28 protein-coding genes are annotated in these 26,653 nt (G+C 42.3%); 19 read left to right on the plus strand and 9 right to left on the minus strand.

What is annotated here, in order from left to right; all coding sequences use genetic code 11:
- Positions 1 to 44: 44 nt before the first annotated feature.
- On the plus strand, positions 45 to 956 hold the full coding sequence (gene rarD / locus BET10_RS04460) for an EamA family transporter RarD (RefSeq protein WP_070983740.1): 912 nt from the start codon (positions 45 to 47) through the stop codon (positions 954 to 956).
- Between the two features lie 12 nt (positions 957 to 968).
- On the opposite strand, the gene BET10_RS04465 is transcribed toward rarD, so the two are convergent.
- Both BET10_RS04465 and BET10_RS04470 read right to left on the minus strand, forming a co-directional pair.
- On the minus strand, positions 969 to 2,204 hold the full coding sequence (locus BET10_RS04465) for a response regulator (RefSeq protein WP_070983742.1): 1,236 nt from the start codon (positions 2,202 to 2,204) through the stop codon (positions 969 to 971).
- Positions 2,205 to 2,400: 196 nt separating this feature from the next.
- Entirely contained in the window at positions 2,401 to 2,772 is a 372-nt protein-coding gene (locus BET10_RS04470) for a MaoP family protein (RefSeq protein ID WP_070983745.1), read from the minus strand.
- Between the two features lie 87 nt (positions 2,773 to 2,859).
- On the opposite strand from BET10_RS04470, the gene BET10_RS04475 reads away from it, so the two are divergent.
- The 5 genes from BET10_RS04475 (at position 2,860) to BET10_RS21320 (ending at position 6,970) form a co-directional block, all read left to right on the plus strand.
- Positions 2,860 to 3,705 carry a LysR family transcriptional regulator gene (locus tag BET10_RS04475; protein ID WP_070983747.1) on the plus strand — a complete coding sequence of 282 codons (846 nt, stop codon included), beginning with the start codon at positions 2,860 to 2,862 and terminating at the stop codon, positions 3,703 to 3,705.
- Between the two features lie 214 nt (positions 3,706 to 3,919).
- Positions 3,920 to 4,849, plus strand: a complete 930-nt coding sequence (locus tag BET10_RS04480) for a porin (protein WP_070983749.1) — start codon at positions 3,920 to 3,922, stop codon at positions 4,847 to 4,849.
- Between the two features lie 222 nt (positions 4,850 to 5,071).
- The gene (locus tag BET10_RS04485; RefSeq protein WP_070983750.1) at positions 5,072 to 5,521 is read left to right on the plus strand and encodes a hypothetical protein; all 450 of its coding nucleotides are present in this window, start codon (positions 5,072 to 5,074) and stop codon (positions 5,519 to 5,521) included.
- Between the two features lie 351 nt (positions 5,522 to 5,872).
- Complete coding sequence (locus BET10_RS04490; protein ID WP_070983751.1) at positions 5,873 to 6,325, plus strand: hypothetical protein; 453 nt, start codon at positions 5,873 to 5,875, stop codon at positions 6,323 to 6,325.
- Positions 6,326 to 6,760: 435 nt separating this feature from the next.
- Complete coding sequence (locus tag BET10_RS21320; protein ID WP_139158534.1) at positions 6,761 to 6,970, plus strand: hypothetical protein; 210 nt, start codon at positions 6,761 to 6,763, stop codon at positions 6,968 to 6,970.
- Positions 6,971 to 7,023: 53 nt separating this feature from the next.
- On the opposite strand, the gene BET10_RS04500 is transcribed toward BET10_RS21320, so the two are convergent.
- Positions 7,024 to 7,275, minus strand: coding sequence for a YfhL family 4Fe-4S dicluster ferredoxin (locus BET10_RS04500; protein WP_070983753.1), 252 nt, complete (start codon positions 7,273 to 7,275; stop codon positions 7,024 to 7,026).
- 2 nt (positions 7,276 to 7,277) lie between these two features.
- Positions 7,278 to 8,636 (minus strand): prephenate-dependent tRNA uridine(34) hydroxylase TrhP, encoded by a 1,359-nt coding sequence (trhP, locus tag BET10_RS04505; RefSeq protein ID WP_070983754.1) that lies wholly within the window; start codon positions 8,634 to 8,636, stop codon positions 7,278 to 7,280.
- A gap of 255 nt (positions 8,637 to 8,891) precedes the next feature.
- On the opposite strand from trhP, the gene ndk reads away from it, so the two are divergent.
- The 10 genes from ndk (at position 8,892) to BET10_RS04555 (ending at position 19,741) form a co-directional block, all read left to right on the plus strand.
- Complete coding sequence (gene ndk, locus BET10_RS04510) at positions 8,892 to 9,323, plus strand: nucleoside-diphosphate kinase (protein ID WP_010377338.1); 432 nt, start codon at positions 8,892 to 8,894, stop codon at positions 9,321 to 9,323.
- Between the two features lie 193 nt (positions 9,324 to 9,516).
- Complete coding sequence (gene rlmN / locus BET10_RS04515; RefSeq protein ID WP_070983755.1) at positions 9,517 to 10,653, plus strand: dual-specificity RNA methyltransferase RlmN; 1,137 nt, start codon at positions 9,517 to 9,519, stop codon at positions 10,651 to 10,653.
- A gap of 93 nt (positions 10,654 to 10,746) precedes the next feature.
- Entirely contained in the window at positions 10,747 to 12,303 is a 1,557-nt protein-coding gene (gene pilW, locus BET10_RS04520) for a type IV pilus biogenesis/stability protein PilW (RefSeq protein ID WP_070983756.1), read from the plus strand.
- Positions 12,300 to 13,238 carry a RodZ domain-containing protein gene (locus BET10_RS04525; RefSeq protein WP_070983757.1) on the plus strand — a complete coding sequence of 313 codons (939 nt, stop codon included), beginning with the start codon at positions 12,300 to 12,302 and terminating at the stop codon, positions 13,236 to 13,238. The genes pilW and BET10_RS04525 overlap by 4 nt, the downstream gene beginning before the upstream one ends.
- A gap of 6 nt (positions 13,239 to 13,244) precedes the next feature.
- Positions 13,245 to 14,363 (plus strand): flavodoxin-dependent (E)-4-hydroxy-3-methylbut-2-enyl-diphosphate synthase, encoded by a 1,119-nt coding sequence (ispG, locus tag BET10_RS04530; protein WP_070983758.1) that lies wholly within the window; start codon positions 13,245 to 13,247, stop codon positions 14,361 to 14,363.
- 168 nt (positions 14,364 to 14,531) lie between these two features.
- Entirely contained in the window at positions 14,532 to 15,809 is a 1,278-nt protein-coding gene (gene hisS / locus BET10_RS04535) for a histidine--tRNA ligase (RefSeq protein ID WP_070983759.1), read from the plus strand.
- Positions 15,810 to 15,818: 9 nt separating this feature from the next.
- Positions 15,819 to 16,439 (plus strand): YfgM family protein, encoded by a 621-nt coding sequence (locus BET10_RS04540; protein WP_070983760.1) that lies wholly within the window; start codon positions 15,819 to 15,821, stop codon positions 16,437 to 16,439.
- Positions 16,440 to 16,450: 11 nt separating this feature from the next.
- Positions 16,451 to 17,629, plus strand: a complete 1,179-nt coding sequence (gene bamB / locus BET10_RS04545) for an outer membrane protein assembly factor BamB (RefSeq protein WP_070983761.1) — start codon at positions 16,451 to 16,453, stop codon at positions 17,627 to 17,629.
- Between the two features lie 73 nt (positions 17,630 to 17,702).
- The gene (gene der, locus BET10_RS04550) at positions 17,703 to 19,178 is read left to right on the plus strand and encodes a ribosome biogenesis GTPase Der (RefSeq protein ID WP_070983762.1); all 1,476 of its coding nucleotides are present in this window, start codon (positions 17,703 to 17,705) and stop codon (positions 19,176 to 19,178) included.
- A gap of 173 nt (positions 19,179 to 19,351) precedes the next feature.
- Positions 19,352 to 19,741, plus strand: a complete 390-nt coding sequence (locus BET10_RS04555) for a VOC family protein (RefSeq protein WP_070984046.1) — start codon at positions 19,352 to 19,354, stop codon at positions 19,739 to 19,741.
- Here the strand turns inward: BET10_RS04555 and BET10_RS04560 are convergent.
- The 4 genes from BET10_RS04560 to BET10_RS04575 all read right to left on the minus strand — a co-directional run bounded on the left by BET10_RS04560 (position 19,718) and on the right by BET10_RS04575 (position 21,647).
- Entirely contained in the window at positions 19,718 to 20,068 is a 351-nt protein-coding gene (locus BET10_RS04560) for a DUF2750 domain-containing protein (protein WP_070983763.1), read from the minus strand. The two genes, BET10_RS04555 and BET10_RS04560, sit on opposite strands and share 24 nt — an antisense overlap.
- Before the next feature lie 26 nt (positions 20,069 to 20,094).
- Positions 20,095 to 20,673 carry a glutathione S-transferase family protein gene (locus tag BET10_RS04565; protein ID WP_070983764.1) on the minus strand — a complete coding sequence of 193 codons (579 nt, stop codon included), beginning with the start codon at positions 20,671 to 20,673 and terminating at the stop codon, positions 20,095 to 20,097.
- 68 nt (positions 20,674 to 20,741) lie between these two features.
- Complete coding sequence (locus BET10_RS04570; protein WP_070983765.1) at positions 20,742 to 21,023, minus strand: peptidylprolyl isomerase; 282 nt, start codon at positions 21,021 to 21,023, stop codon at positions 20,742 to 20,744.
- Positions 21,024 to 21,101: 78 nt separating this feature from the next.
- On the minus strand, positions 21,102 to 21,647 hold the full coding sequence (locus BET10_RS04575) for a glutathione peroxidase (RefSeq protein WP_070983766.1): 546 nt from the start codon (positions 21,645 to 21,647) through the stop codon (positions 21,102 to 21,104).
- A gap of 71 nt (positions 21,648 to 21,718) precedes the next feature.
- Here BET10_RS04575 and BET10_RS04580 point away from each other — a divergent pair, with 71 nt between their 5' ends.
- From BET10_RS04580 to BET10_RS04590, 3 genes are all read left to right on the plus strand, one after another.
- Positions 21,719 to 22,207 carry a GNAT family N-acetyltransferase gene (locus tag BET10_RS04580; protein WP_070983767.1) on the plus strand — a complete coding sequence of 163 codons (489 nt, stop codon included), beginning with the start codon at positions 21,719 to 21,721 and terminating at the stop codon, positions 22,205 to 22,207.
- A gap of 76 nt (positions 22,208 to 22,283) precedes the next feature.
- Positions 22,284 to 24,230, plus strand: a complete 1,947-nt coding sequence (locus BET10_RS04585) for a hybrid sensor histidine kinase/response regulator (protein ID WP_070983768.1) — start codon at positions 22,284 to 22,286, stop codon at positions 24,228 to 24,230.
- An 81-nt stretch (positions 24,231 to 24,311) separates the two neighbouring features.
- On the plus strand, positions 24,312 to 25,451 hold the full coding sequence (locus BET10_RS04590; protein ID WP_070983769.1) for a response regulator: 1,140 nt from the start codon (positions 24,312 to 24,314) through the stop codon (positions 25,449 to 25,451).
- Between the two features lie 67 nt (positions 25,452 to 25,518).
- On the opposite strand, the gene queG is transcribed toward BET10_RS04590, so the two are convergent.
- Positions 25,519 to 26,652 (minus strand): tRNA epoxyqueuosine(34) reductase QueG, encoded by a 1,134-nt coding sequence (gene queG / locus BET10_RS04595; protein WP_070983770.1) that lies wholly within the window; start codon positions 26,650 to 26,652, stop codon positions 25,519 to 25,521.
- Position 26,653: the final 1 nt, after the last annotated feature.

The following is a 26,653-nucleotide window of genomic DNA, read 5'->3' on the forward strand; positions in this document are numbered from 1 at the left end:
CCGCAAAAAAGGTATAATGCCGCCTCAAATTTTTAGGGGGTGGTATGGGCCAAACAGGAACTCAGCAACAGGGATATATTTTTGCTGCACTGGCATTTTTTATGTGGGGCCTTGCGCCTATTTACTTCAAACAAATAGATACTATTGATGCGATTGAAATTTTAACCCATAGGGTGATCTGGTCGATGGTATTTATCGCCATCATCATTGGTTTCTTAAAACAATGGCATAAAGTTCAGCACGTACTGAAAAAGCCAAAGTTATTGTTGATGCTGTGTATCAGTGCAGGGTTGTTAGGGTTTAACTGGGGTCTGTTTATTTGGGCGGTGAATAACAACCATATGCTTGATGCAAGCCTAGGTTACTATATTAACCCATTGCTCAATGTCTTACTGGGTATGGTGTTTTTAGCAGAACGATTGAGAAAGTGGCAACTTGTCGCGGTGGCGATGGCCGTAATAGGTGTTACCATTCAAGTGATAAGTTTTGGTTCTTTCCCCGTGATTGCTTTCTCACTGGCCAGTTCGTTTGCCGTGTATGGGTTGATCCGCAAAAAAATTCCTGTGGAATCTTTACCGGGGCTACTGCTTGAAGCGGTAATACTCACACCGTTTGCACTGGCCTATTGGTATTTTAGTGTGCCCACGGCCACATCTGATTTAGCCCAAAATAATCTGATGACGAACATACTGTTGGTAAGTGCTGGGGTGGTCACCACTTTACCACTATTATGCTTTACCGGTGCGGCGAAGCGTATTCCTTACTCAACACTCGGGTTTTTCCAATACATAGGTCCGAGTTTGATGTTTATCTTGGCTGTGGTGTTTTATGGTGAAGCGTTCTCCACACAGCGCGTGATTACATTTGCCTTTATATGGAGCGCGTTAGCTTTATTTAGTTGGGACTCTTATCAAAATGCACGAAAAGCCAGAAAGGGTGATTTAAAGGGCGTATAGCCCTTTTTACCGTTAATGTGCGATTTGGTTTCTACCATTGTCTTTGGCGACGTATAGCTTTCTATCAGCCAGTTTGAGTAGTTCATCAATCTTAGGTTCCAGTGCCGAGATAAAGCCAATAGAAACGGTGAATGCGACTTGGTGCGCCGAGAATGAGGCGCTATTGAACTCAATATACTGCCGAAACAGTTCGAGCTTTTCTAGGTTTTGCTCGGCTGTGTTATCTGTAAAGTAAACGGCGAATTCTTCGCCGCCCATTCTTGCTGCTAATTGACCTGGAAAGAACTTTTCAAACAACATAGCGAACGAACTCAATACGTCATCTCCTACATCATGTCCATAGTTGTCGTTAATACGCTTAAAATGGTCAATATCAATCATGGCTAGATTGCTCTTAAGCTTTTTGACGGTATGCAGCTTTTGCTCTCGATTAGCTTGTTCAAAAAAGTATCTGCGGTTGGGAAGCTTCGTCAAATAGTCTGTGTTAGCTTGTAGCCTTATGGTCGCGATGTGATCGAGCATATCCACGTTAAGACTGAGTCGGCAGTAAAATTCTTCTGCATTAAACGGTTTGCGTAAATAGTCATTGGCGCCGCTTTTTAAAAAGCGAGCAGATAAATGCGGTGTGTCTGATCCCGAGACACCAATGATCACTTTATCCTCATTGCTGTATAGGCGGCGGATCTCTGCACAGAGCTCCTCGCCATTCATTTTCGGCATTTCATTATCGACGATGATCACCGAAATATCTGGATTTTGCCTAAGTACTTCTAGCCCTTCAACACCGTCGGATGCCTCGAGAATTTGATATTTATGTCGTTTGAGCAGGCTACAAATGTACATTCTAGAATGGCGAGAGTCTTCAACAACCAGCACTTTTACGCTTTCGTTTCTGGGTAAACGTGTGAGTTGGTTTTTAAGATACTGATAGGCTTGTTTGTTCTCTTTGGTGATGTAGTCAATGATGGGGTACTTATCGACCGCTGCCCGAGTGCGGGCATCAATATTGCCTGTCATCACTATGGTTGGGATTTCATTTTTAACGGTAAAAGGTATCGCTTCGCCGCTTGGCGCATCGGGCAGTATAAAATCAACGACAGCGCAAAAATACTTGTGATCTGTAACTAATGTTTTAGCCTGCGCAAGTGATCCTGCAATATCAGCTTCATAACCACAAGATATTGCAATGTGTTTTTGTACCTTTGCAATTGTTGGGGTATCTTCAATAATAAGAATTCGTCGAGCCACAACCCAGCCTTGTTATTTTTATTCACCCGTTAGTTGTAAACTGATCTGCCATAAAAAGCAACGTTAGGAGTGAGACAAAAATATTAGTTTTGATATATTTTGAATAAGTTATAAGGGGTTAATATTTTGTTCAGTTGGGGTGGGGTAGTGCAGGTATACTTGGCAAAACAGTCTAGCATACACTGCACTAAATTATTTATAGCTCGTCGTCTGCGCTGCTATATTGATGCATTGATGGGTCCGGCACGATTCTTGAGCGGCCAAAAAGCGTGTGAAACTTGGTTTTACAGGTTGTAAGCTTAAGATATTTGGTCCAAGTGCGTTCAAAAATATTGCTTGGAGGCAGTTGGCCCTCCATCACATTAACAAACTGAACTTGAAAACTATTTTGTGGTTCACAGTCTTTGTTGTATAAGCTTTTTAGAATTACGCCATGTTGCTCTAAGACCTGTGCTTCAGCGAGAGTAAAGTGACCGCTGCGGCTAAAGCCTCTAGGAAAGTTAGCATCATCGTAAAAGGCGCGTGGGCTTGCAAAGGCGTTATGTAAGTTCGCTAGGTTTTGTTCCATAACTTTATCCTCACTTTGATATTGGGTGGAGTATGGATCAGGAATAGAATTTTTTTAAACAAGTTTTTTTTATCGTAAGGAACAAAAGTGGACATAGATCTGTTAAAGACTTTTGTGGAAGTAGTGAAGACTCGTCATTTTGGTCGAGCTGCAGAAAATTTGTATATAACTCAGTCGGCTGTCAGCTTTAGAATTCGCCAATTGGAGCAAAGCTTAGGGGTGAATTTGTTTATTCGTCAGCGTAACAATATTCAGCTGACAGCACCTGGTGAGCGCTTATTGCCTCATGCGACTATGATCTTGACGGGGATGCAGCGGGCGAAGGTTGATGTTGCGCTGGCAAACAATATGCACAAGCAGTTGTCACTCTCTGGTACGCCCAATATTTGGGATGCATTTTTGCAATTTGGTATCAATAATATCGTCGCTGCAATGCCTGGTGTTTCTTTGGTTGCAGAAGTTAAAGCACAACAAGAAAGTACGAGGCTGTTGTTGGAGCGTACACTTGATCTAGCGGTTTTATTTGATCCCCCAAAAGTTGATGAGCTGGTCGTAAAGTCTATTCGCGATTTGCCGATTATTCCGGTCAGTACCTTTGAGTGTGAAGATGCGTTGGCATTTTTTAATAATCAGTACGTCTACGTAGATTGGGGCACCGCGTTTTCACTATGGCACGCCAAGCAGTTTAGCGGCACTACGCCACCTTATTTTAGAACCAGCACCGGAAGAATTGCCCTAGATCTAATCATGCAATGTGGCGGGAGCGCCTTTATTCCACAGGCGCTGGCGCGAGATATGATTGAACAGGGTAAGTTATTTCATATTGAGTGTGTTGATCAGGTATCTCGAGAGATCTTTATCGCTTATCACAAAGACAATGAGCAAAAAGAGCAAATAGAAACCATCACAAGCTTACTTATGTCATTAAAATAATGTCACTTATATTGTTTTTTTATGACATGTTTTCTTTTTAGGTAATTTTGCATCTATTTGTTATTAAAGATGTATTTTGTAATATTTCTTAATGGTTTCATATTTAAGTCAGTTTTTTTACTTCTTTTGAGTGTATGTAATATTTCTGTCATTAAGCGCTGGCAAACTGCGCATGTTTTAAAAATTTACGTGTTGCGATATTGAGGAAATACACATGAAACTGACTAACTCTGCACTTTTGTTCTCTGTATTGAGTGCGCTTTCATTAAATGCCTATGCTGATGTAACGGTATACGGTAAAGCGAACGTTTCACTGCAATCGAGTGATGAAGGTGAAGGTTCAGCAACTGAGATCAAAAGTAATGCATCTCGCTTTGGCTTCAAAGGCGCTGAAAAGCTAGAAGGTGGTCTAGAAGTTATCTACAAACTTGAGTTTCAAGTAGACTTGTCGGATGCTGATTCAAAAGGCGATAAAGACAACATCACAGCACGTAACCAATACGTTGGTTTAAAAGGTAGCTTTGGTGAAGTAGTGATTGGCCGTAACGATACTGCATTCAAACAATCTCAAGGTAAACTTGATTTGTTCAACGACCTTGAAGGTGATATCAAAAACCTGTTCAAGGGTGAAAACCGTCTTGGCAACTCAATCTCTTATAAGTCTGCAAGTTTCAATGGTTTTAAATTCTTAGGTACTTATATCGCTGAAGATAACACAGACGGCGAAAATGGCTTTTCAACAGCGTTGACGTATGGTGATAGCAAGCTTAAGAAAGGTAGCGTTTACGCAGCGATTGCGGTAGATAGCGAAGTTAAGGGTCGTGACGCGGTACGTTTCTCAGTACAAGGTAAAGTAGCTGACTTTAAACTTGGCGCTATGTACCAAATGCAAGAGAAAGTGGATGGTTCTGAAGAAGCTGATGGCTACATGCTAAATGCCGCTTATAGCTTTGGCGCAAATACGTTAAAGGCTCAGTATCAAGTACTTGATTTTGACCAAGGCGACAAGCTAGACGGCGTTTCAATCGGTATCGATCACAAGCTGAACAAAGTAACTAAGCTATATGGTTTCTACTCAACATTTGATGGCGATAACCAAGTTGAGCGTGATTACCTTGGTTTAGGTATTGAATACAAATTCTAATAAAACAGAAGATTCCCACCAAAAGGCTCACATTGTGAGCCTTTTTTGTTTTTTCTTAAAGCTATCTGAGCAATTACATATTGAACAGGATACATATTAGGCATGATCGGCCAACTATTAGGGATCAAGTATAAATTTGTTGATTCGGTTGTACCTGTATCGTACCCTTATTTGCCCCTTGTACTGTCAAAAAGCTATAGCCATTACCATTGAAGGAGCTAAGTGCTAAAACTGAAAAAGAAGTTAATTAATTATGAAGTGATTATATCTCTTTATTTTACCTTGCATGGTGTTTTTTTATACTACAATCCAGAGTATATTGATGAGAGTAAAATAAAGATACTGTATTTTTTGACTCCTATGTTTTTTGTGGTTTTTTTATACGTATCATTTTCTTTTTTTAGAATGTATAAAAATGTCACTTTGTGTGAGAGTTATTTATCTTTAGATGACCGTAAGATTGATATGAATGAACTTATTTATGTTAATGTTCATATTATATATGCATTTGAGTCATTTAACTGGGCTAGAAAAGTCGAGGTCTACTATAAATACAATGATGGCGAAATGTTTTTCTTTTCAGGTGTTTTTAGCCTCAATGCTAGGTATGAAACGTTAATCGATATGTTTAAAGGTAATGGGAAAATAATCATTGACAAAAATAATGAGTGAGCACTGAGCGATATAGAGTTCTTACTTTATTTTCTAGTTTTTCCAGAGTCCACTTTTTAGAAAACTTATTTAGAGACTGATATTCCATACAAAGACCACGCTGCAGAAAGATAGTTAAACGAAATGATGTTTTTGAAAGCAAAGATAGCGTAGCGACATTAGACAGGAACAGTAATCTGGCAGATTTATTAGAAAGCGATGATGGATGCGCTACAAATGCTTGGCTGAAGCAAACTTGAATTCGCTAGATGAATTGTTCATTTGGCGTGGAGCTGGCCAGCTCACACATTACCAAACCTGATTTTTACAAAATGTGGAGAGTAATGTATCCACTGTGTTTTTAAGGAAAGTATGAAGAAACTACATCTAAAAAAGAAAAAAGTGAACTATGAAATTGTTTTGTCATTTTTTTTCTCATGCCAAGGCGTGTATTGGTATTTTAATGAAAATTTAGTTGATTATGGGAAAGAAAAGGTTTTGTACTTCCTAACACCATTTTTTATTATTTACTTTATTTACTCATTATATTCTTACTTTAAAGTTGTGAAGGGTATATTTCTTACTGACAAATATGTTTGCTTTGATGGCGAAAGAATTTCGCTAGATGAGTTGGAATCTTTAAGTTTTCATTTCTTTTATAGTTGTAAAAATAGAAATTGGATTAGAAAGGTTAGGGTTGATGTTAAACGTAAGGGGCAGGCCGACTTTAGGTTTTCTGGTCATTATAGTGTTAATCTGAAATATGAAAATATATTGGAGCAGTGGGGGGAGTATGGAAATATCATTTTTAATGAAAGTGAGTAGTAACAATATCTAGGTCGGGTTGCTTGGTGGTGACATAAAAAGGAGGTGCGAACATTTATCTAAACTTGACAGTATCGTGGATGGGATACGTGAAATAACACCAGAAATTATCCAACGAGGGAATCAATCTCTTCCTCATGAACAAAACTATTTAGTCTACAAACTGTATGCAAGCATTGGCCATAAAGTTCTTGATATCGTGATGCAAAACGCATGGTATATTAATTTTTATAAAGCTTCTTTTTTGGAGGCGGCGACGGATGACTACCATCAATTTTTGAATGATTAAAAAGCAGTCGGCAAAACATCTCCGTCTGTAATGTATGAAATGATATGTGAGCGTAACTATGGTCGTGCATTAGAGCTAGCAGAGGCATTTCCGTATTTAAATGCTATAAATTTGGTAGAGATAGCCTTCATTTACTGCTAGACAGAGTGATCCCTTTCAGAGCCGCCTATATAAACTCAGAGCAGAAAAAGCTACTGGACTACCTATTGAGTAATACTCAGTTAGATAAGTATCACTATCAGCGTTTACGTCGTCTTAAGATGAAGATGCCTATTTATTTTAGCGTGTTGGAGAGGAAGTTCACTCAGCTACAAGATGTTGACGCCTATGAACCCAGTCGCTTTTTGGGGCCTTAATAGCTTAAATAATCTGAACTAGCCTGTCATAAAGCTAGTTCAGAATGTTTGAATTAAATTTGACCTGTCAAACGCAAGTATTTTTCAGCCAAAGTATCTAAGTCTTCTTTGTGGTTAGGATCGGGTTTGATACAGTCAATAGGGCAGACACTCACACAGGTTGGGGTATCGTAATGCCCTACACACTCAGTGCATTTATTTGGGTCAATCTCATAGATTTTCTCACCAAAGTAAATAGCTTGATTTGGGCATTCAGGGTCGCACATATCACAATTGATGCATTTGGAATTAATCATCAACGCCATGTTTATGCCTTTTTGAATGGATTACGCGTATCTTGGTTGTCATCTAGATTACGCATTAAAATGGCGTGATCTAAATTTATGTCCTCAGGCAATGGAATTTTTACGATGTGACCGGAGCCCTTGGCATCATCAATGCGCTCACCTTTTTTGTTTTCCATGTGTTCAAGGTTAAAGGCAATATTACCCTGCGGTGTCATCAACTCCAAACTGTGACCGGTACAGAATTTGTTTTTAACGTCAATTTCGACCAAACCATTGTCATGGCGGCCAAGTACTTCGCCAACAAACTGTTGTTTATCAGAAACGGAGTGGCCGTATTCATAGTTTTGGTAGTCTTGATGGGCATGACGCTTCAAGAAGCCTTCGGTATAGCCGCGATGTGCCAAGTTTTCTAAGGTATGCATTAGATTGGCGTCAAATGGTTTGCCAGCAACGGCGTCATCAATCGCTTTACGGTAAACCTGTGCGGTGCGAGCCACATAATAAAAAGACTTGGTACGGCCTTCAATTTTCAAGCTATGTACGCCCATTTTTGTGAGCTGATCCACATACTGCACGGCGCGTAAGTCTTTTGAATTCATGATATAAGTACCATGTTCATCTTCAAAAGCAGGCATGTACTCGCCTGGGCGACCTTGCTCTTCGAGCATAAATACTTCAGATGTGGGCTGGCCTTCACCGAGTGTTGGTATCACGGATTTAGGGTCAATTTTGTGCACTACATCACCTGTTTCGGTTTCTTTACCCGGTTTGACGTCATATTCCCAACGGCACGCATTGGTGCAGGTGCCCTGATTGGGATCGCGCTTGTTTATATAACCAGATAACAAACAGCGGCCAGAATAAGCCATACATAATGCGCCGTGCACAAATACTTCTAACTCTGTTTGTGGACATAGTTCACGGATTTCTGCGATTTCTTCTAGTGATAGTTCGCGAGATAAAATGACTCGTTCAATGCCTTGCTTGGCCCAAAATTGTACGCTGGCATAGTTCACCGCATTGGCCTGTACAGATAGATGAATAGGCATATCAGGCCATTTGTCGCGTACTAGCATGATGAGGCCGGGATCTGACATGATCAGCGCATCGGGTTGCATGGCAATGACAGGTTCGATATCGCGTAAGTAAGTTTTTACTTTGCTATTGTGTGGCGCAATGTTTGAAACGACATACAGTTTTTTATTTTGTTGATGGGCTTCATTGATACCCAAAGCTAAGTTGTCTAAATCAAATTCGTTATTGCGAACACGCAAGCTATAGCGAGGCTGACCGGCATACACCGCATCGGCACCGTACGCAAAAGCGTAACGCATATTCTTTAAACTACCCGCAGGCGAAAGGAGTTCTGGTACAAACATAGTAAAACCTCATACATCGAACTGGTTACAAGCCAGCTGTTGGGGTCAAAATTGACGCTGAAATAAAAAAGCGGGGCAGTATAAGAGATGTATGAAGGGGTTATTTTGATGTAGATCATAAATTGTTTTATTGAGAATGTCGTTTGCTTGTGCATCAACTTCGCAACATTACAGGTAAATGTAGTAGGTTTTTGCAGCTAAACCGCGTATAATTCGCGCCCGTCAATAATCACAAACTATTTTGGAGCAAAAAAGATGGCTTTAGAGCGTACTTTTTCAATCATCAAGCCTGATGCGGTAGCTAAAAACCACATCGGTGCAATCTACAACCGTTTCGAATCAGCTGGTCTTAAGATCGTTGCTTCTAAAATGGTTCACCTTTCTCAAGAGAAAGCTGAAGGTTTCTACGCAGAGCACAAAGAGCGTCCTTTCTTTGGTGCTTTAGTTTCTTTCATGACTTCTGGCCCAGTAATGGTTCAGGTTCTTGAAGGTGAAGATGCAGTTCGTAAGAACCGTGAAATCATGGGTGCTACTAACCCTGCTGAAGCACTAGCTGGTACTTTACGTGCTGACTACGCAGACAGCATCGACGAGAACGCGGTACACGGTTCAGACGCGCCTGAATCAGCGGCTCGCGAAATTGCATACTTCTTCGCTGAAGAAGAGATCTGCCCACGTACTCGTTAATTTCGAGTGTGAGCATGAAAGAAGGGCTTTTGAGCCCTTTTTTCGTCCCTAGGGTGTTTTGCTAAGGCTTTAGCGACTCAAATGCTGAATATTTAGCAAAACACGCGTACTAAGATTGTTATAGTTGTTCGTTTTTTGTACAATGCGCGGCTACCTTATTAATGTATACCGTCACCTGAATTGAGGTTGTTTCATGGCCAATACCGAGAAAAAGATTAATTTACTTGATTTAAACCGCGAGGGGATGCGCGAGCTATTTGCTTCATTCGGCGAAAAGCCATTTCGTGCTGATCAAGTGATGAAATGGATCTACCACTTTGGTGTTGACGACTTTGAACAGATGAGCAACATCAATAAAAAGCTTAAAGCAAAGCTAGCTGCGGAATGTGAAATCAGAGCACCGGAAATTTCTGTCAAGCAGGTAGCCAGCGATGGCACCATAAAATATGCATTGTTATTGGATGGCGGTCAGGAAGTTGAAACTGTTTGGATCCCAGAAAAAGACCGCGCTACGCTATGTGTGTCTTCACAAGTGGGCTGCGCGTTGGAATGTACGTTCTGTTCAACAGCGCAACAGGGCTTTAACCGCAACCTAAAAGTATCTGAGATCATCGGTCAGGTGTGGCGTGTAGCAAAAGACATCGGTATGCACGATGGCGACAGTACGAAACGTCCAGTAACCAATGTGGTGATGATGGGGATGGGCGAGCCTTTGCTAAATCTTAACAACGTTGTACCTGCGATGGAATTAATGATGGATGACTGGGCATTTGGTTTGTCTAAACGTCGTGTTACATTAAGTACATCGGGGGTAGTACCTGCCTTAGATATTTTGAAAGAAAAGATAGATGTAGCGTTGGCGATCTCTTTACATGCCCCCAATAACGAATTGCGCGATGTGCTTGTTCCAATCAACAAAAAGTATCCAATTGAAGAGTTTTTAGCGGCTTGTCGTCGTTATATCGACGGCTCTAAAGCGAACAAAGATATCACCATAGAGTATGTTATGTTGCAAGGTGTGAATGACAGTACAGATCATGCCCACGAGTTAGTTAAGGTACTCAAAGGGACACCATCGAAAATCAATTTGATCCCGTTTAATCCATTTCCTGGCAACGAGTATGGCCGTTCAAGTAACAGTCGTATTGACCGTTTCTCAAAAGTGCTACAAGCTGCGGGCCTGACGTGTATTGTTCGTCGTACGCGTGGTGATGATATTGACGCGGCGTGTGGACAATTAGTGGGCGATGTTGTAGACAGAACCAAGCGTTTAGCCAAAAAACAGCAACGTGCCGATAATGCCATTGCTGTAAAGGTCAATGCGGGTTAACACTAAAAAGTTGTCCTTATGGTAAAAAATAGATGAATCATAAGGACTTTTAGGTAGTATAAGGGCACAATGTTATTACATGGTAGGTGGTGCATGCGTTCTTGTTTTATTTTACTGACAGTTTTGAGCCTTTTGGGCGGATGTGTGACTGAGACAAGCTCTGTGACCCGCAATAAACCAAATGTAAGAACTGAAGCAAATAACCAAGAGGCTGCAAAAACTCGTATTACCCTAGCGCTTCAGTATTTAAGAGCGGGTAATAATAGCCAAGCCAAATATAATCTCGAAAAAGCGCTTAAGCTTGCGCCTGAATTACCGCAAGGTCACTACTCATTGGCCTATTACTACGAACAGGTAGGAGAAGAAGAGCGTGCAGGTAAAGCGTATCGCAAAGCTCTCGAACTTGATCCTAGCGATCCAAACACCTTAAATAACTACGGCACGTTTTTATGCCGTATGGGCGAGTACCAAGCGGCTCAAGAACAGTTTTTTAAAGCCATTGATGTGCCTAGTTACTTACGCGTCTCTCGTAGCTATGAAAATTTGGCTTTGTGTGCCATCAAACAAGATAACTTTACGCAAGCACAAGACTACTTAAATAGTGCGATTGCCCATGATGGCCGCAGCCAGTCTGCGCTAATAAGTTTAGCGGCGTTGTTTTATGCAAAGAGTGACTTACATCAAGCAGTGGCAGTGATGGAAAACTACGCTGATAAAGGGTTTATTTCTCCTCGTAGTTTGTTGTTACAGCACTTGCTGTACACCAGTATGGGGCATCTGCAAAAAGCACAAGAAGTTGTCGATTTACTCATTAAGACTTACCCGGAGTCTTATCAAGCAAAGTTGGTAATAAACAACGAGCTGGCAGACAGTGAGTTTGTGCGATTAAAAGAGCAATATCGGTTAGCGCAGTTAAAAACTATCACGCAACAAGCCCCGGCTCATGTGGTAAAAAATCCACAGATAAAAATTAAGCGTAAGGTTATCTCAGAGCCAAGTGGTGCAAACCCAACTGTAACGTCAAATAGTGGCAGCGTTTCTTTAAGAACTAATGCTGAATTCACAGCGCATTCAGGCAACAAAACTACCATAGCGGACGAACAAAACGGTTCCAATCGCGACAACGGCAAGACAATAAACTCTGTCGGCAAAAAATCGAGTTACAATACGCCACCACCTGATGAACAGGGGGTTGGTAAGATTCGATTTTATGAGCCAGAACCTGGGGAAGTTAAATTTATACCAAACTCCGGTACGATAGTTAAAATGCGTCCTGTGCGTAGTGAAATTGCTGCCAGCCAATTACCGTTGGTGAATAACAAAGTGCAGGCACCTAGGGTGCCATTTCACATTATGAATGCCGGTGAAAATGTATTCAGTTTATCGGTAAAATACGACATTAAGTTGGTTGATTTGTTGCGTTGGAATAACTTAAAAGAATCGGATAAAGTGGCTGCGGGTCAAAAAGTTTATTTAAATAACCCAGCTATCACCCACGAGATTAAAACGGGTGAAACTTTGTTTACAATAGCGACTCAGTATGGACTGCAGATCGATGATTTAATGCGATGGAATGAGTTAACACCCGATGTAGCTTTAACAGAAGGCTACGGGATTCTGATAGTGGACCCTGATAGTTACGTTTTATGAAACAAGAAAACATTGAAATGGAAGAGCAGACTCCAACCACAGGACAATCGTTACATACAGCGAGAGTTTCTGCGGGGTTAAGTATTGATGACGTGTCAGCGCGTTTAAAGTTAACGGCATTACAGATAACAAAACTCGAACAAGATGATTATCAAGATTTAGGTCCGATGACCTTTGTGCGTGGTTATATCCGCAGCTATTGTGGTTTGCTTGAATTAGATGCTGAAAAAACGCTAGCATTGATAGATGCACCAAAAGCACCTGAGGCAACAAAGCGGATGCAAAGCTTCTCACGACGCACTGAAAAAGAAGCCAGTGACAACCGTCTAATGGTGTTTAGCTATCTTATTTTAGCACTTGTGATTGGCTCATCTGGCGTGTGGGTTTGGCAAAGTAGCAACAGCGCAGTTGAAGAGTTGCCTGCTGAAACAAAGACTTCAGTTGTCACGTCAGACGAAAATTTGCAGGAGCCGCTGAACCAAGATGGCACAACCGCTTCAAATGTTCAAAGCACCAGTCCTGTGCAAGATAGTAATAACCCAAAAATAACGACTGAAAGTGAGAACACCGCAGCACAAAATGATACTATAGGGGCTCTTGAAGAAGAGGCTCAAGGTGATGACGTAGTGACTGTGGCAGCACCACAGGCAAACACATCACAAAGTATCACTGAGAATAAAGATACCTCATTGAGTACCATAGTTATGCGTTTTAACGACGACAGTTGGGTTGAAATTTTCGATGCAACAGAAGAGCGTGTTGCCTTTGGCGTTAAAAAAGCAGGCTATACCATGACTGTGGAAGGCAAAGCGCCTTTTTCGGTGGTGTTGGGTAAGCATCAAGTTGTCGAGGTAGAGCTTGATGGCCAACTCGTCGACTTGTCAGCGCTACCTAGAAACCGTTTAGCAAAATTTAAATTACCGTTAGCAGAGTAATCGTCCATGTTTTCAGAATCTCCTATTAAACGCAGAAAATCGACTCGTATCAATGTGGGAAATGTGCCGATTGGAGACGGTGCACCTATTGCAGTTCAGTCTATGACCAACACCAATACGCTTGACATAGATGCAACGGTGGCACAAATTCGAGCAATTCAAGATGCTGGGGCTGACATTGTACGGGTTTCTGTGCCGACAATGGATGCTGCACAGGCGTTTAAAAGTATTAAAGAGCAGGTTGATATTCCATTAGTGACAGATATTCACTTTGACTATCGCATTGCCTTGAAAGTCGCTGAGTATGGTGCTGATTGTTTGCGAATTAACCCGGGTAACATTGGCTCAGAAGACCGTATTCGTGCTGTTGTTGAGGCGGCTTCAGAGCGCAACATTCCTATTCGTATTGGTGTTAATGGGGGCTCTCTTGAGCGTGACCTGCAAGAAAAGTATGGTGAACCAACACCAGAGGCATTATTAGAGTCGGCAATGCGCCACGTGGAAATTCTTCAGCGTCTTAACTTTGATCAATTCAAAGTGTCAGTTAAAGCTTCAGATGTATTCCTTGCAGTCGGTGCGTACCGTTTACTCGCAAAGGAGATAGATCAGCCATTACATCTTGGGATCACAGAAGCGGGTGGATTTCGATCTGGCTCAGTAAAATCTGCGGTTGGTTTAGGTATGCTGTTGGCAGAAGGGATAGGCGACACACTTCGAGTATCGTTGGCCGCTGATCCTGTTCAAGAAATTAAAGTCGGTTTTGATATTTTAAAGTCTTTGCGAATTCGTTCTCGCGGTATTAACTTCATCGCCTGCCCCAGCTGTTCTCGTCAGGAGTTTGATGTAGTCAATACGATGAACCAACTCGAAGAGCGCTTAGAAGACATTATTACTCCAATTTCTGTCTCAGTGATTGGCTGCGTGGTAAACGGCCCAGGTGAGGCCTTAGTGAGTGATATCGGTTTGGCGGGGGCGAATCGTCGTTCAGGCTTATACATCAATGGTGAGCGCCAGAAGCTGCGTATCGACAATGATAATATTGTTGAACAGTTGGAAGCCCAAGTTCGTGAGTTTGTTGCTAAAAAAGAGCAACAGGGCGAGATAGACATAAAAATTGTTGAGTAACTGATAGTTACCATTTAGCTATCAATAAAAGTGGACCTAGTCTGGCTATGTTCGCTAGTTGGTCGCATTTTTAGTCGGTTTGGGTATAATAAGCGATTCATTTTTTACGCAAGTACGGTACTTTGCGGCAATCGCTTTGATAAAAAACAGATTTATTTAGGAATTTCAGTGGCAAAACAAATTCAAGCAGTTCGTGGTATGAACGATTGTCTGCCTGGTACAACGCAAATATGGCAGAAGGTCGAAGCAACATTACGTGAAACGGTGGCGTCTTATGGCTATCAAGAGATCCGTTTTCCGATTGTTGAATCTACCGATCTATTTAAGCGGTCAATTGGCGAAGTGACCGACATTGTTGAAAAGGAAATGTATACCTTTGAAGATAGAAGTGGCGATAGCTTGACACTTCGCCCCGAAGGTACGGCCGTGTGCGTGCGCGCAGGAAACGAAAATGGGCTGCTATACAATCAAGAGCAGCGTCTTTGGTACATGGGTCCGATGTTCCGTCATGAGCGTCCGCAAAAAGGGCGTTATCGTCAGTTTCATCAGTTTGGTGTAGAGACATTTGGTATCGCCAGTGCAGATATTGACGCGGAAGTGATCCTGATGACGGCGCGTTTATGGAAAGAATTTGGGATTAGCCAGTATGTTCGCTTAGAGCTTAACTCGTTAGGTTCAAATGAAGCCCGTGCGCAATATCGTGATGCTTTAGTTGCCTTCTTAGAACAGCATGTTGAGCAGTTAGATGAAGACAGCAAGCGTCGTATGCATAGCAATCCTCTACGAGTATTAGACAGCAAAAACCCTGACGTGCAGGCACTACTTGTTGATGCACCTAAGTTGTCAGAGCACCTTGATGAAGAGTCAAAATCACATTTTGCAAATTTATGTGAACGTTTAGATGCAGCAGGCGTCGAATACCAGGTTAATGAAAAGCTAGTTCGCGGCTTAGACTATTACAATCGCACAGTATTTGAGTGGGTGACAGAGAGTCTAGGTGCACAAGGTACAGTGTGTGCGGGTGGTCGCTACGATGGTCTCGTTGAACAGCTTGGTGGTAAAGCCACCCCTGCTGTAGGTTTTGCCATGGGCTTGGAACGTCTAGTACTGATGCTCCAAGAGTTAGAATGTGTTGGTCAAATTCGTCGTAGTGCAGATGTTTATGTTGCTGCGATGGGTGATAAAGCCAGTATTCAAGCACCTGTGATAGCCGAACAACTACGCTCTGAGGTATCAGGGTTACGTGTCATGGTTCATGCCGGCGGCGGTAACTTCAAGAAACAATTGAAACGCGCAGATAAAAGTGATGCTTTAGTTGCCCTAATTTTGGGTGAAGATGAGCTTGCAGAGGGTAAAGTCACCGTAAAATATCTGCGAGAACAAAAAGAACAAATTACAGTGACGTTAGCTGAGGTGAAAACCTTATTGCAAGCACTGACAGTATAAGAGGTTAGAATGGAAATTTACTCAACAGAAGAACAACAAGCAGAAGCCATAAAACGATTTTTCCGCGATAATGGCGTGTCGTTGACGTTGGGCATTGTGATTGGCCTTGGTGGTTTATATGGCTGGAAAGCTTATAACCAGAATCAAATTGACAGTGCTGAAGCTGCATCAAATGCTTATAACCAGTTTGTTGAAAGTGATGATGTACTTACAGCTAGTGAGAGTTTTGTAAAAGACAATGCTGATTCTAGCTATGCAGTTTTAGCGGCATTCGTTGCAGCTAAAGAAGCGGCAGATAAAGAACAACTTGACGTAGCTGCGCAAAAATTGCAGTGGGCTGCTGATAATGTAGCAAGTCTTGAACTAAAGGCTACTGCATTAACGCGTTTGGCTCGTGTGCAATTAGCACAACAACAGTTTGATGCGGCAATGACGACTTTAGATCAGCCTATGCCAGAGAGCTTTAAAGCACAAATCGCTGAAATTAAAGGCGACATACTGTTGGCTCAGGGTGATAAGGAACAGGCAAAAAGTCAGTATCAAGCTGCTTTAGATGCATCATCTGGCAATGCAAATACTCTGCTGAAAATTAAGCTAGACGACTTAGCAGCCGCTCAGCCTGCTGCATAGGAGTCATCTGTATGAAAAAGCTTAGTATGGCAACCTTGGCGCTATGTATGGCGTCGCTGTTAGGATGTTCATCAAGTGACGATGATGAAGAAGAACTGGTATTGCCACAAATAACCAATCAGTTTGAAACGCAAATTGTATGGCAGGAGAGTGTCGGTAGTGGTGTTGAGCATTACTTTTCACGTCTGACACCTGCGGTATATCAGGATATGGTATTTGTGGCTGAACGCTACGGTAAAGTTAAAGCGCTCAACGCTGACACTGGTAAAACCTTGTGGGAAACAGACACGCGTAAATCCCCCGCATTTTGGCCGTGGGAAGATAATGACAGCGCCAAGTTGTCTGGCGGCATTTTGCAGGCATATGGCAATATTTACATCGGCTCTGAGCATGGCGAAGTGATTGCCATTAATAGAGATAGCGGTGAAATAGTTTGGCGTAAAAATGTGCCAGGTGAAGCACTTTCATCTCCAGCGGCTGGCGATGGACTGATATATGTAAATTTAGGATCTGGTAAGTTACTTGCGCTGCATCCTGATACCGGCGAAGAGCGCTGGCGTCATGAACAAGAAGTACCTGCTTTGACATTACGAGGATTAAGTTCTCCTACATCAGCAAATGGTGGTGTGCTGTTTGGTGAGGAGAGCGGCAAACTTTCAGTGTTGATTGCAGAAAACGGTTACAGTGCATGGAGCGTTGATGTTGCTTTGGCGAAAGGCTCTTCAGAGTTTGAACGTTTGGTTGATGTTGATACTAAGCCTGTAGTTAGCGGCGCTTTAGTGTATGCAATCGGCTATAATGGTAATTTAGCAGCAGTTGATGTTCGTAACGGTAATGTGGTTTGGAAGCGAGAATATAGTAGCTATCGTGATCTGACCATAGACCTAAATATTATTTATATTGTCGATAGCGATGGTGTGATCTATGCCTTGGACAAAGAGTCGGGTATTGAACGCTGGAGTCAACCGGCGCTTAGAGGGTGGTATCTAACTGCGCCAACGGTTGCTGGCAACTACATAGTTGTGGGTGATCAAGAAGGTAACTTGCATTGGCTTGATAAGCAATCAGGTCAGCTAGTATCACGCGAATCGTTTGATAGTTCGGGCTTTTTTACTGAGCCAGTGAAAGCTGATGATAGGCTTATTTTGTACACCCGTGATGGTGAAGTCAGCGCAGTTAAAATTCCGTAACACTTAATATTTAGTTAAGTTTGTTAAGGCTTCGCTTTGCGAAGCCTTTTGTTGTTTATTAAAGAGGTAGTCTATGCTTCCGGTGATCGCTCTTGTTGGGCGACCTAATGTGGGTAAATCCACACTGTTTAACCGCTTAACGCGTACTAGAGATGCTTTGGTGGCTGATTTTCCAGGTCTTACGCGTGACCGTAAGTACGGTCAAGCCAATTATGATGGTTATGAGTTCATCGTAGTCGATACCGGCGGTATTGATGGCTCTGAAGAAGGTATTGAAACAGAAATGGCCGAGCAATCGCTGTTAGCGATTGAAGAAGCTGATATTGTACTCTTTTTGGTAGATGCGCGTGCGGGCATGAATGCTGCCGATCAGGCCATTGCGCAACACTTACGTAAACAGCAAAAAAAGTGCTTTTTGGTGGCCAATAAAACGGATGGTATTGATGCAGACTCTAGCTGTGCTGAGTTTTACCAGTTAGCTCTAGGTGAGGTTTACCATATCGCCGCAGCGCATGGTCGAGGCGTTACCCAATTACTTGATGTAACTTTGCAGCCTGTTATCGCGGAGCTTGCTAGCCAAGAAGATGAATTACAACAAGATGATGCCGAGTTGGCCGAGCTTTACCTTGAAGGAGAAGATGGCGAAGCTGAGGATGGTAAAGCTGGCTTTGAAGACAAGCCAATTAAGCTTGCTATCATTGGTCGTCCTAATGTTGGTAAGTCAACACTAACTAATCGTATATTAGGTGAAGAAAGAGTGATTGTGTACGATATGCCTGGCACAACACGAGATTCTATTTATATCCCAATGACGCGAAATGAGCGCGAATATGTGCTTATCGACACGGCAGGTGTACGTAAACGTAAGAAAGTTAGTGACGTGGTCGAAAAGTTTTCGGTTATCAAAACGCTTAAAGCTATCGAAGATGCTAACGTTGTATTGTTAGTTGTAGATGCAAGAGAAGGCATCTCGGATCAAGATCTAAGCCTATTAGGCTTTGCTTTAAACTCAGGGCGTTCACTGGTAATTGCAGTGAACAAATGGGATGGGCTGGATGACTACGTAAAGGAGCGTATCAAGTCTGAACTTGACCGCCGTTTAGGGTTTATCGACTTTGCTCGTTTACACTTTATCTCAGCCTTGCATGGCACGGGAGTGGGCCACTTGTTTGAGTCAGTGGACGAAGCTTACGACTCCGCGACTAAGCGAATCAGCACGGCGATGCTGCGTCGTATCATGGATATGGCGCAAGCGGATCACCAGCCTCCACTGGTACGCGGTCGTCGTGTAAAGCTGAAATATGCGCATGCCGGTGGTTATAACCCACCACGGATTGTGATTCATGGTAATCAGGTTCATGACTTGCCAGATAGCTATAAACGTTATTTGATGAACTACTATCGAAAAGCGCTCAATATTATGGGTACGCCAATCAAGATAGAGTTTAGAGAAGGGGACAACCCTTATGCTGGCCGCAGCAATAAGATGACATTATCTCAAAAGCGTAAGCTAAGAGCATTTACTAAAGAGAATCGCAATAAGTCATAACCTCATCGAAAAACGGCACTTAATGTGTCGTTTTTTATGTCTACATACTATTCACTAGTTTGATTTAACGTTGTGGCTCCCTTTGATTGTATTTTGCACTGCTTTGATTTTATGCTTAAGTAAAACAAAACCAGTTATGAATATGGCTGATGGTATTATTGAGTGGTGTATCCATGCGCTATGCAAAAACAATCATATATGTAGATAACGTAGAAGAAGTCCTAGATTTTTATTACCAAGCGTTTGGTTTAAGCACCCAAGCGTTAACAGAGTCGGGTGACTATGGTGAAATCGACAGTGGGGAAGTGATTCTAGGGTTTGCATCTCACCCTTTGGCTCAGGCACAGTTTAAGCAAAGCTATATTCGGGCGCAGCCTAAACAGCCTGCGTTAGGCTTTGAGCTGACTCTATGTTGTGACAATGTCAGTGAAAGCTATGATAAAGCAGTTATTGCGGGGGCGGAACCGTTAATGCCTCCAAGTGTTAGAGGCGAAGGCGCGCAAGCATATGTACGCGCCATAGAAGGAACTTTGATTGCATTAGTCAACGAGTGCGCGGGCTAGTCCTACAGGCTCGATTTCTACACAAACATTATCATCATTCCAGTTAAGGCCGAACAGGGCTTGATCTTCATTCAGGTCTTCAACCCATTCGTCTAAAAATTCGTTCAGGGTAATTGCAACAGGAGCGTAATCTTGCCATTCATCTTTACATTGCGCCTGTGCTTTTTGCTCACTATCCCATATTAGAAGTACATCTGTTTCTTCGAACTGATTTGATTCACAGACTACAACGCCACCATCCTCTGCGCCAAGCGCCCAAATTTGTTCACTTTTGCGTACTTGCTCAACAAATGTGACCAATTCTGATTCTATTTCAATGTCGTTCATGACTCTTTACCTCTTTGATTTGACCATCATATTCTTGGATCAGAATGTGTACTTCCCGGTAAGCTTTTGTGAACTTCATAAAAGTCCAACAGTGCGTTGTAGGGGGCCAGTTCGGCTAAAGATCTAAATATGATCCAATCCAGCAAGCAGTATAAACTGATCTGCAAATAGTCGCAGTCTAAAAAATCAGTTTTAACGCATTGTTCATTTAAATCGGTTAATACCGCCGCAATTCGCTCTCGCTGTAGATTGAAAAACAACGTATCACTTTGAGTATCAAAACCAGAGCGCTCGCATAGCAGAAGCTCTACCAAAGAGTCATTACATGCATTAATATTAGTGAGTTGGTTTTCCTGCCAATACGTCATCTTAGACAAGTTGAACTTCTCCGTTAGGTAGCGGTACACCGCACCAGAGTCACAAATCGTGTGCTCACCATCCACAAGAAAAGGTATTTTCCTTGCAGGATTATTGGCCACTAGCACAGCCTTGCCCTGGTCACTGAAAATATCTAAATGTAGGTAGTCAACGTTTAAGTTATGGCGTGCGCAAAACATCCGAATACGGCGGGCGTAGGGAGACGTATTAGAACCGTACAGTTGCATGGTATTTCCTTATCAAAAAAGGTATAAAAAAAGCCGCATAAAGCGGCCTCACAAACTTAATTAGTAACTTACTCGGTGCGGCTGGTAACTTCAAGTAAATGATAGCCAAACTGTGTTTGTACTGGACCTTGCACCTCGTTAACTGGCGCTGAAAAAACGACCTTATCAAACTCTGGCACCATCATGCCTGGGCCAAATTCGCCCAATGCACCACCATCTTGTCCTGATGGGCAGCTTGAATACTGCTTTGCTAACTCAGCAAAGTCTTCACCGGCTGCGATGCGGGCTTTCAGATCTAAACATTCAGCCTCACTGTCTACTAAAATGTGTCTTGCACTTGCAACTGTCATATGGTCTCCATAAATTCTTATGATTATTTTTTTGCTCAAACTTTATTCTAATACAAGAACATCAAAAACTCACGGTTTCTACTTTAGCGACTTCTCAATCGCGCTGACCAATTCTTCAGACTGGGGCTTAGTACGACTGTTAAAGCGAGTCACTTGTTTTCTGTCTGCAGACACCAAATATTTGTAAAAATTCCAATTAGGTGAACTTGTTTGCTCATTCAGATGTTTGAAAATAGGGTTAGCATCTTCGCCACGTACAGCAGAGGTGGCAAACATATTGAAGGTTACGCCGTAATTTATAAAACAGACCTTTGCTGTTTCTTTTTCGTCATCTTCTTCTTGAAAGAAGTCATCGGACGGGAATCCTAGTATTACCAGCCCTTTGTCTTTATAGGTTTTATGTAGCGATTCTAAACCTGCAAATTGATCAGTGAAGCCACAATTACTGGCTGTGTTCACAATCAGTAACGGTTTGTTTTTAAACTGGCATAAGTTAACTGTTTCTTCTGAGCGCAACTTCCTAAGCTCAACGTTTGTAAAGTCGTCACACTCGCTGGCTAATGAGTGTGTATTGGCGAGCATGCCGCACAATACTAACGTTGGAAGTAATAATTTTCTGAACATCGGCTTTCCCTCTATGGTGAATATCTTCTATGATACGCCAACCCGTTATGATTTGATCAAGTTTTCACGAAATGACAATAAGAGTAGCACAACCAAGAGACCTGCAGCACATAGTAGATATTTATAATGAAACTATCGCCAGTCGTATGGTTACCGCGGATACCGAGCCGACAACTATTGAGCAGCGCTTGTCTTGGTTTGATAGCCATCACTCACAGCGGCCATTGTTTGTGTATGAAGAGGGGGAAGAAATATTAGCGTGGTTGAGCTTCAAGTCATTTTATGGCCGACCAGCATACGATCAAACTTGTGAAATTAGCATTTACATTGCCACCAGAGCCAGAGGTAAGGGACTTGGACACTCGCTTATGACATTTGCGCAAGAGCATGCACCAAGTATTGGTGTGACGACCCTGCTTGGGTTTATTTTCAGCCATAACATCCCTAGTATAAATTTATTTAAAAAGCATGGTTTTAGTTGTTGGGGAGAGTTACCAGCAGTCGCAGTGATGGATGAAAAACATTACAACTTGACCATTATGGGTAAGCACTTAAGCTAACCTTTGGTGCGCCACATTCAAGCGCGCAAAATTCGTCTACACTAGAAACACACGAAGGACAGATCTGTGTGGCAATATGACGAACAAGGTTTTGATCATCGATAGTAACAGTGTGTTGGCAATGCGCATTAAAGTATTGTTTGAACTGCTTGGGGGAGAGGTTGAGCATATTCATTATAGAATGTTGGAACAGCTTGATGATCTTACCAAGTACAACGCGGTGGCTATCGCCAATGGTATTCCAGATACTTGCTTAGAAAAACTTGCCACGTTACGCCATCACGATAAACTGATTTTACTTGCTCCCAAACCTGACAACGCGCAACAACTGTCTATTTTTAGCCAGTTCAATAAAGCTCTACCCAATGGCATTGTGGTATACCCATTTTTTTCAAACAAAGAGATAACCAACCTGCTTGAAAGGGTATTTGAAATCGGCTCAGAACACCGATTAATTTTACCAACGGTTCTGTTGGTTGATCATTCTCTGTCTCGTTTAGCTGATTTAGCGTCAAGCTTGTCGGGGGCTCAACTGCAAGTTTATACAGCGGAGTCTAGCTTTGCTGGTATCACTCAAGCGCAGCATCAGAATATTGATTTGCTCATCGCAGCGTTTGAACCACATGATAAAAGTGCTTTGGATCTATTCAGCCAGCTGAAATCTATCAATGCAGGAACGCGTTGTTTGTTGTACACCGAAAAAGCCGATCAGATAGATATGTTAGAGGCAATTCGACTGGGGGTTGAAGATGTGCTAATTAGCCCGTTTGATGACGGTGACTTACTAAAATCCTTACATAAGCTTTGGCAAACAGAGGTGTTAAAACGTCATAATCAGGAGCTGGTTGAACGACTACAAGATACAGTTGATGCACTTATTGAACGAGATAGTTTGCTGCGGGTAATTTATAAACATACCCCAGACTCAATTATGCTTTTCTCTCGCAATGGCAATATTATCGAAGGGAATGATGCGTGTGTAGAGTTGTTTCAATGTTCACAAGAGCAAATATGCTCAAGATCAATATTCGAAATTTTTGATGATGAATCAGTCGAGAAATTGAAGCAACAAATACAAGATCTGAAAGGGAAAAGAAGTTTTGACTGTGAGTTATTGTTGACTCACGAAAATAAAGACATTCCTTTGATGGGGACTTTTCATGAAATTGACCATCACGGTGAGCTAGCGTTTTCAGTGATCCTAAAAAATGTGACACACTTGAAAAAAAGGCAGCAGGTGTTGGAAGAGGCAAAGGAGGTGCTAGAGGCGGAAGTTCAGGCGCGTACAGCACAATTACAGAAAGCCAAAGAAGCCGCGGAAGCCGCGAACGTGAGCAAATCAGAATTCTTGGCCAATATGTCGCATGAATTGCGCACTCCCATGCACTCAATTTTGAGCTTCGCTCGTTTTGGTATCGACAAACTCGCCGGTGACGACGTGCCCCTTGATAAGCTAGGCAAGTACTTGTCTAGGATAGAAACCAGTGGTGAACGGTTACTGTTGTTACTCAATAATCTGTTGGATTTATCGAAATTAGATGCGGGACGTTTTCCGTTTAATCCCAGTCTTCAAGATTTATGTACCACAGTCAAAACGGGGATTGATGATGTCTCTGGCAGCGCATTAGCCAAGCAAATCCAATTTAAATTATCTGCACCGATAGAGCCATTTATGGTTGTTTGTGACCCAGAGCAGATGAATCAGGTTATACGCAATATATTAGGCAACGCTGTTAAATTTAGTCCAGAGAAGGCGATTGTGTTTATTAGCATTAAAGATCTGGGCAATTTAGTAAAAATTGAAATTCGAGATCAGGGAGTTGGTATCCCAAATGACGAGTTAGATCAGATTTTTTCGAAGTTTGTACAAAGCAGCACGACTAACAGTGGTGCAGGAGGCACGGGGTTGGGGTTGGCGATTTGTAAGGAGTTTGTGTTACTGCATAAAGGTCGAATTTACGCAACTAATAACGATGATGCAGGGGTGACAATGCATATTGAGTTGCCGGTAGATAAACAGTAACCCATCGCATTTACATTCGCATAACAGGGTAAGCGCAGCTATAACTATATAGAGGCTTACGATAATACAAGGAGTATAAGCATGGCATTACAACGTGTACTCGCCGTGGATGATGAACCATTCAACCTCGAGATCATCGAAGAAATTCTAGAAGACTTAGATTTTGAACTGCGCACTGCTTGCAGTGGTCCAGAATGTTTAGGCATGCTTGAGGATTTTGACCCTCAGGTGGTCTTGCTTGATGTTAGTATGCCTAATATGAATGGCTACGAGGTGTGCCGTAAAATCAAATCGAACCCAGAAACGAGTCATATTGTGGTTATGTTTGTGTCGGCTAGAGGTTCAGTTGAAGAGCGTATGGAAGGATATGCTGTCGGTGCTGAAGATTACATTGTGAAGCCCTTTGGGCAAAGTGAGCTCACATCAAAGCTTATTAAACTTGGCCAGATGTTGCTTGAGAAGGACATTTTAGAGCAACAAGTAGAAGATGCCACATCAACGGCATTCAGTGCTATGGCGACCAGCAGTGAAATGGGGCAAATTGTCAATTATATTGAGCACATCGGAAATATTGACAATATACCTGACTTGGCTGCAGCACTAATAAACTGTATGGCGAACTTTGGGCTTAGCTGCAATGTTGAGGTCCGCACGGATACACAAAACATGCACTTTGCGTCGTCAGGCGTCTGCTCTCCGATAGTTCTGGAATTGTTTGAGATATTAAAATCCAAGGGGCGTTTACATGAGTTCACCAGTAGGATTTTGGTGAACTATGACTACATCAGTGCACTAGTGTTAAACATGCCAGAGGGAGATGCGGATAAACATGGCCGTATTCGAGATCACATTTGTTTTATTGTGAGCGTTACGGAACAGCAATTATTAGCGATTCAAACTCGTAATGAATTGCGGCAGCAACAGCAAAACCTCAATGGTGCCATTGCCATGATTAACAGCAAATTCAAAGGGTTGATTTCCTTACTGGACAACAATCGTAAACAGAATGAGGCGGTTTTTAGAGGCTTACAGGAACAGTTTGAGCACCGAATTCCAACCATGGGCTTGGATGAAGACCAAGAATTGTATATTTATAATCATGTTGACGAAGCAATTCAAAAGTCAGTGGCAAGACAAGAAGCTGTTATGCAAGTTAAAGCCGCATTTGCTGAAATAGAAACCGATTTAGCGGCCTTGAGCCATAAAGTTGATGAGAAGTAAATTAAATTGGAGTGGGGACGTTTCGGATACTTCTGGTTACTAAGCGTCCCTAACTAAGCGTCCCTAACTAAGCGTCCCTAGGTAAGCCCTTTTCTATAATACGGATCAAGCGAGCTTGCTTACGTTGCGTTTGCTGTTGCTTATGGCTTTGTTGTTTCAGTGCCCAGTTGATATGTTCTTTAACCAAATCGGATGCATCCTCTAGGCGCTTTTCTAAAGCCTCGACAATACTTTCATCGTAGTCAGCATTACCTAGCCCAACAGCTAGATTACGTAGCCATCGTTGATGGCCAATACGGCGAATTGGGTTACCCTCAGTTACTTTTAAAAAAGTCGCTTCATCCCACATAAATAGCTCAATTAACGATCGGTCTTTCAGCTGAGTTCTAGCCATAAAGTCTTGCTCTTTGGTGAGCTGACCATATCTGTTCCAAGGACATACAAGTTGGCAGTCGTCACAGCCATAAATTCTATTGCCTATGAGTGAGCGATATTGCTCAGGGATTGCGCCTTGTAATTCAATCGTGAGGTAGGAAATGCATTTGCGAGCGTCGACGACATAAGGTTCTATAATGGCGCCTGTAGGGCATAAGGTGATACAAGCATTACACTTACCACAGCCTTCAAACGGATCTTTTTGGTCTACGGGTAGGGGAATATCAACAAACAATTCACCGAGGAAAAACCATGAGCCCGCCTGTTTTTGAATTAATAAACTGTTTTTTCCTCGCCAGCCTAACCCCGCCTTTTCCGCAAGCTGTCTTTCTAATACGGGAGCGGAGTCGACGAAAGGCCGATATCCTAACGGTTCAACTTCGCTAGATATTTTTTGGCCAAGTTGTTTTAGCCTGTTTCTCATAACCTTATGGTAGTCGCGTCCAAGTGCGTAACGACTGATATAGGCCGTACTTTTGTTTGCTAGTGCTTTAGCAAAGCTGGCATCAGGTGGTAGATAGTTCATCCGCACTGAAATGACTCTTTGCGTGCCAGGAACCAACTCATCAGGGCGAGCTCTTTTCATCCCGTGCGCTGCCATATATTCCATGTCGCCATGGTAGCTGTGATCAAGCCAGCGTTGCAATTGCTCTTCATGAGCAGATAAATCTATATCTGTAATACCTACATCGGCAAAACCGAGGGCTTTGCCCCATTGCTTAATTTTTTCGGCCAGTTCAATATAATTAATACTATCAGTCGTCACG

The organism is Pseudoalteromonas amylolytica, from assembly GCF_001854605.1.
Lineage (GTDB): Bacteria > Pseudomonadota > Gammaproteobacteria > Enterobacterales > Alteromonadaceae > Pseudoalteromonas > Pseudoalteromonas amylolytica.

Coding starts and splice junctions, on each gene's coding strand:
- BET10_RS04590 (WP_070983769.1), top strand. CDS start 24,312: ATGGCATTACAACGTGTACTCGCCGTGGATGATGAACCATTCAACCTC.
- BET10_RS04580 (WP_070983767.1), top strand. CDS start 21,719: ATGACAATAAGAGTAGCACAACCAAGAGACCTGCAGCACATAGTAGAT.
- BET10_RS04500 (WP_070983753.1), bottom strand. CDS start 7,275: ATGGCGTTGATGATTAATTCCAAATGCATCAATTGTGATATGTGCGAC.
- trhP (WP_070983754.1), bottom strand. CDS start 8,636: ATGTTTGTACCAGAACTCCTTTCGCCTGCGGGTAGTTTAAAGAATATG.
- BET10_RS04585 (WP_070983768.1), top strand. CDS start 22,284: ATGACGAACAAGGTTTTGATCATCGATAGTAACAGTGTGTTGGCAATG.
- rlmN (WP_070983755.1), top strand. CDS start 9,517: ATGGCCAATACCGAGAAAAAGATTAATTTACTTGATTTAAACCGCGAG.
- BET10_RS04575 (WP_070983766.1), bottom strand. CDS start 21,647: ATGTTCAGAAAATTATTACTTCCAACGTTAGTATTGTGCGGCATGCTC.
- BET10_RS04480 (WP_070983749.1), top strand. CDS start 3,920: ATGAAACTGACTAACTCTGCACTTTTGTTCTCTGTATTGAGTGCGCTT.
- pilW (WP_070983756.1), top strand. CDS start 10,747: ATGCGTTCTTGTTTTATTTTACTGACAGTTTTGAGCCTTTTGGGCGGA.
- BET10_RS04470 (WP_070983745.1), bottom strand. CDS start 2,772: ATGGAACAAAACCTAGCGAACTTACATAACGCCTTTGCAAGCCCACGC.
- BET10_RS04555 (WP_070984046.1), top strand. CDS start 19,352: ATGCGCTATGCAAAAACAATCATATATGTAGATAACGTAGAAGAAGTC.
- BET10_RS04570 (WP_070983765.1), bottom strand. CDS start 21,023: ATGACAGTTGCAAGTGCAAGACACATTTTAGTAGACAGTGAGGCTGAA.
- der (WP_070983762.1), top strand. CDS start 17,703: ATGCTTCCGGTGATCGCTCTTGTTGGGCGACCTAATGTGGGTAAATCC.
- BET10_RS04525 (WP_070983757.1), top strand. CDS start 12,300: ATGAAACAAGAAAACATTGAAATGGAAGAGCAGACTCCAACCACAGGA.
- BET10_RS04560 (WP_070983763.1), bottom strand. CDS start 20,068: ATGAACGACATTGAAATAGAATCAGAATTGGTCACATTTGTTGAGCAA.
- ndk (WP_010377338.1), top strand. CDS start 8,892: ATGGCTTTAGAGCGTACTTTTTCAATCATCAAGCCTGATGCGGTAGCT.
- bamB (WP_070983761.1), top strand. CDS start 16,451: ATGAAAAAGCTTAGTATGGCAACCTTGGCGCTATGTATGGCGTCGCTG.
- BET10_RS04490 (WP_070983751.1), top strand. CDS start 5,873: ATGAAGAAACTACATCTAAAAAAGAAAAAAGTGAACTATGAAATTGTT.
- BET10_RS04565 (WP_070983764.1), bottom strand. CDS start 20,673: ATGCAACTGTACGGTTCTAATACGTCTCCCTACGCCCGCCGTATTCGG.
- ispG (WP_070983758.1), top strand. CDS start 13,245: ATGTTTTCAGAATCTCCTATTAAACGCAGAAAATCGACTCGTATCAAT.
- rarD (WP_070983740.1), top strand. CDS start 45: ATGGGCCAAACAGGAACTCAGCAACAGGGATATATTTTTGCTGCACTG.
- BET10_RS04540 (WP_070983760.1), top strand. CDS start 15,819: ATGGAAATTTACTCAACAGAAGAACAACAAGCAGAAGCCATAAAACGA.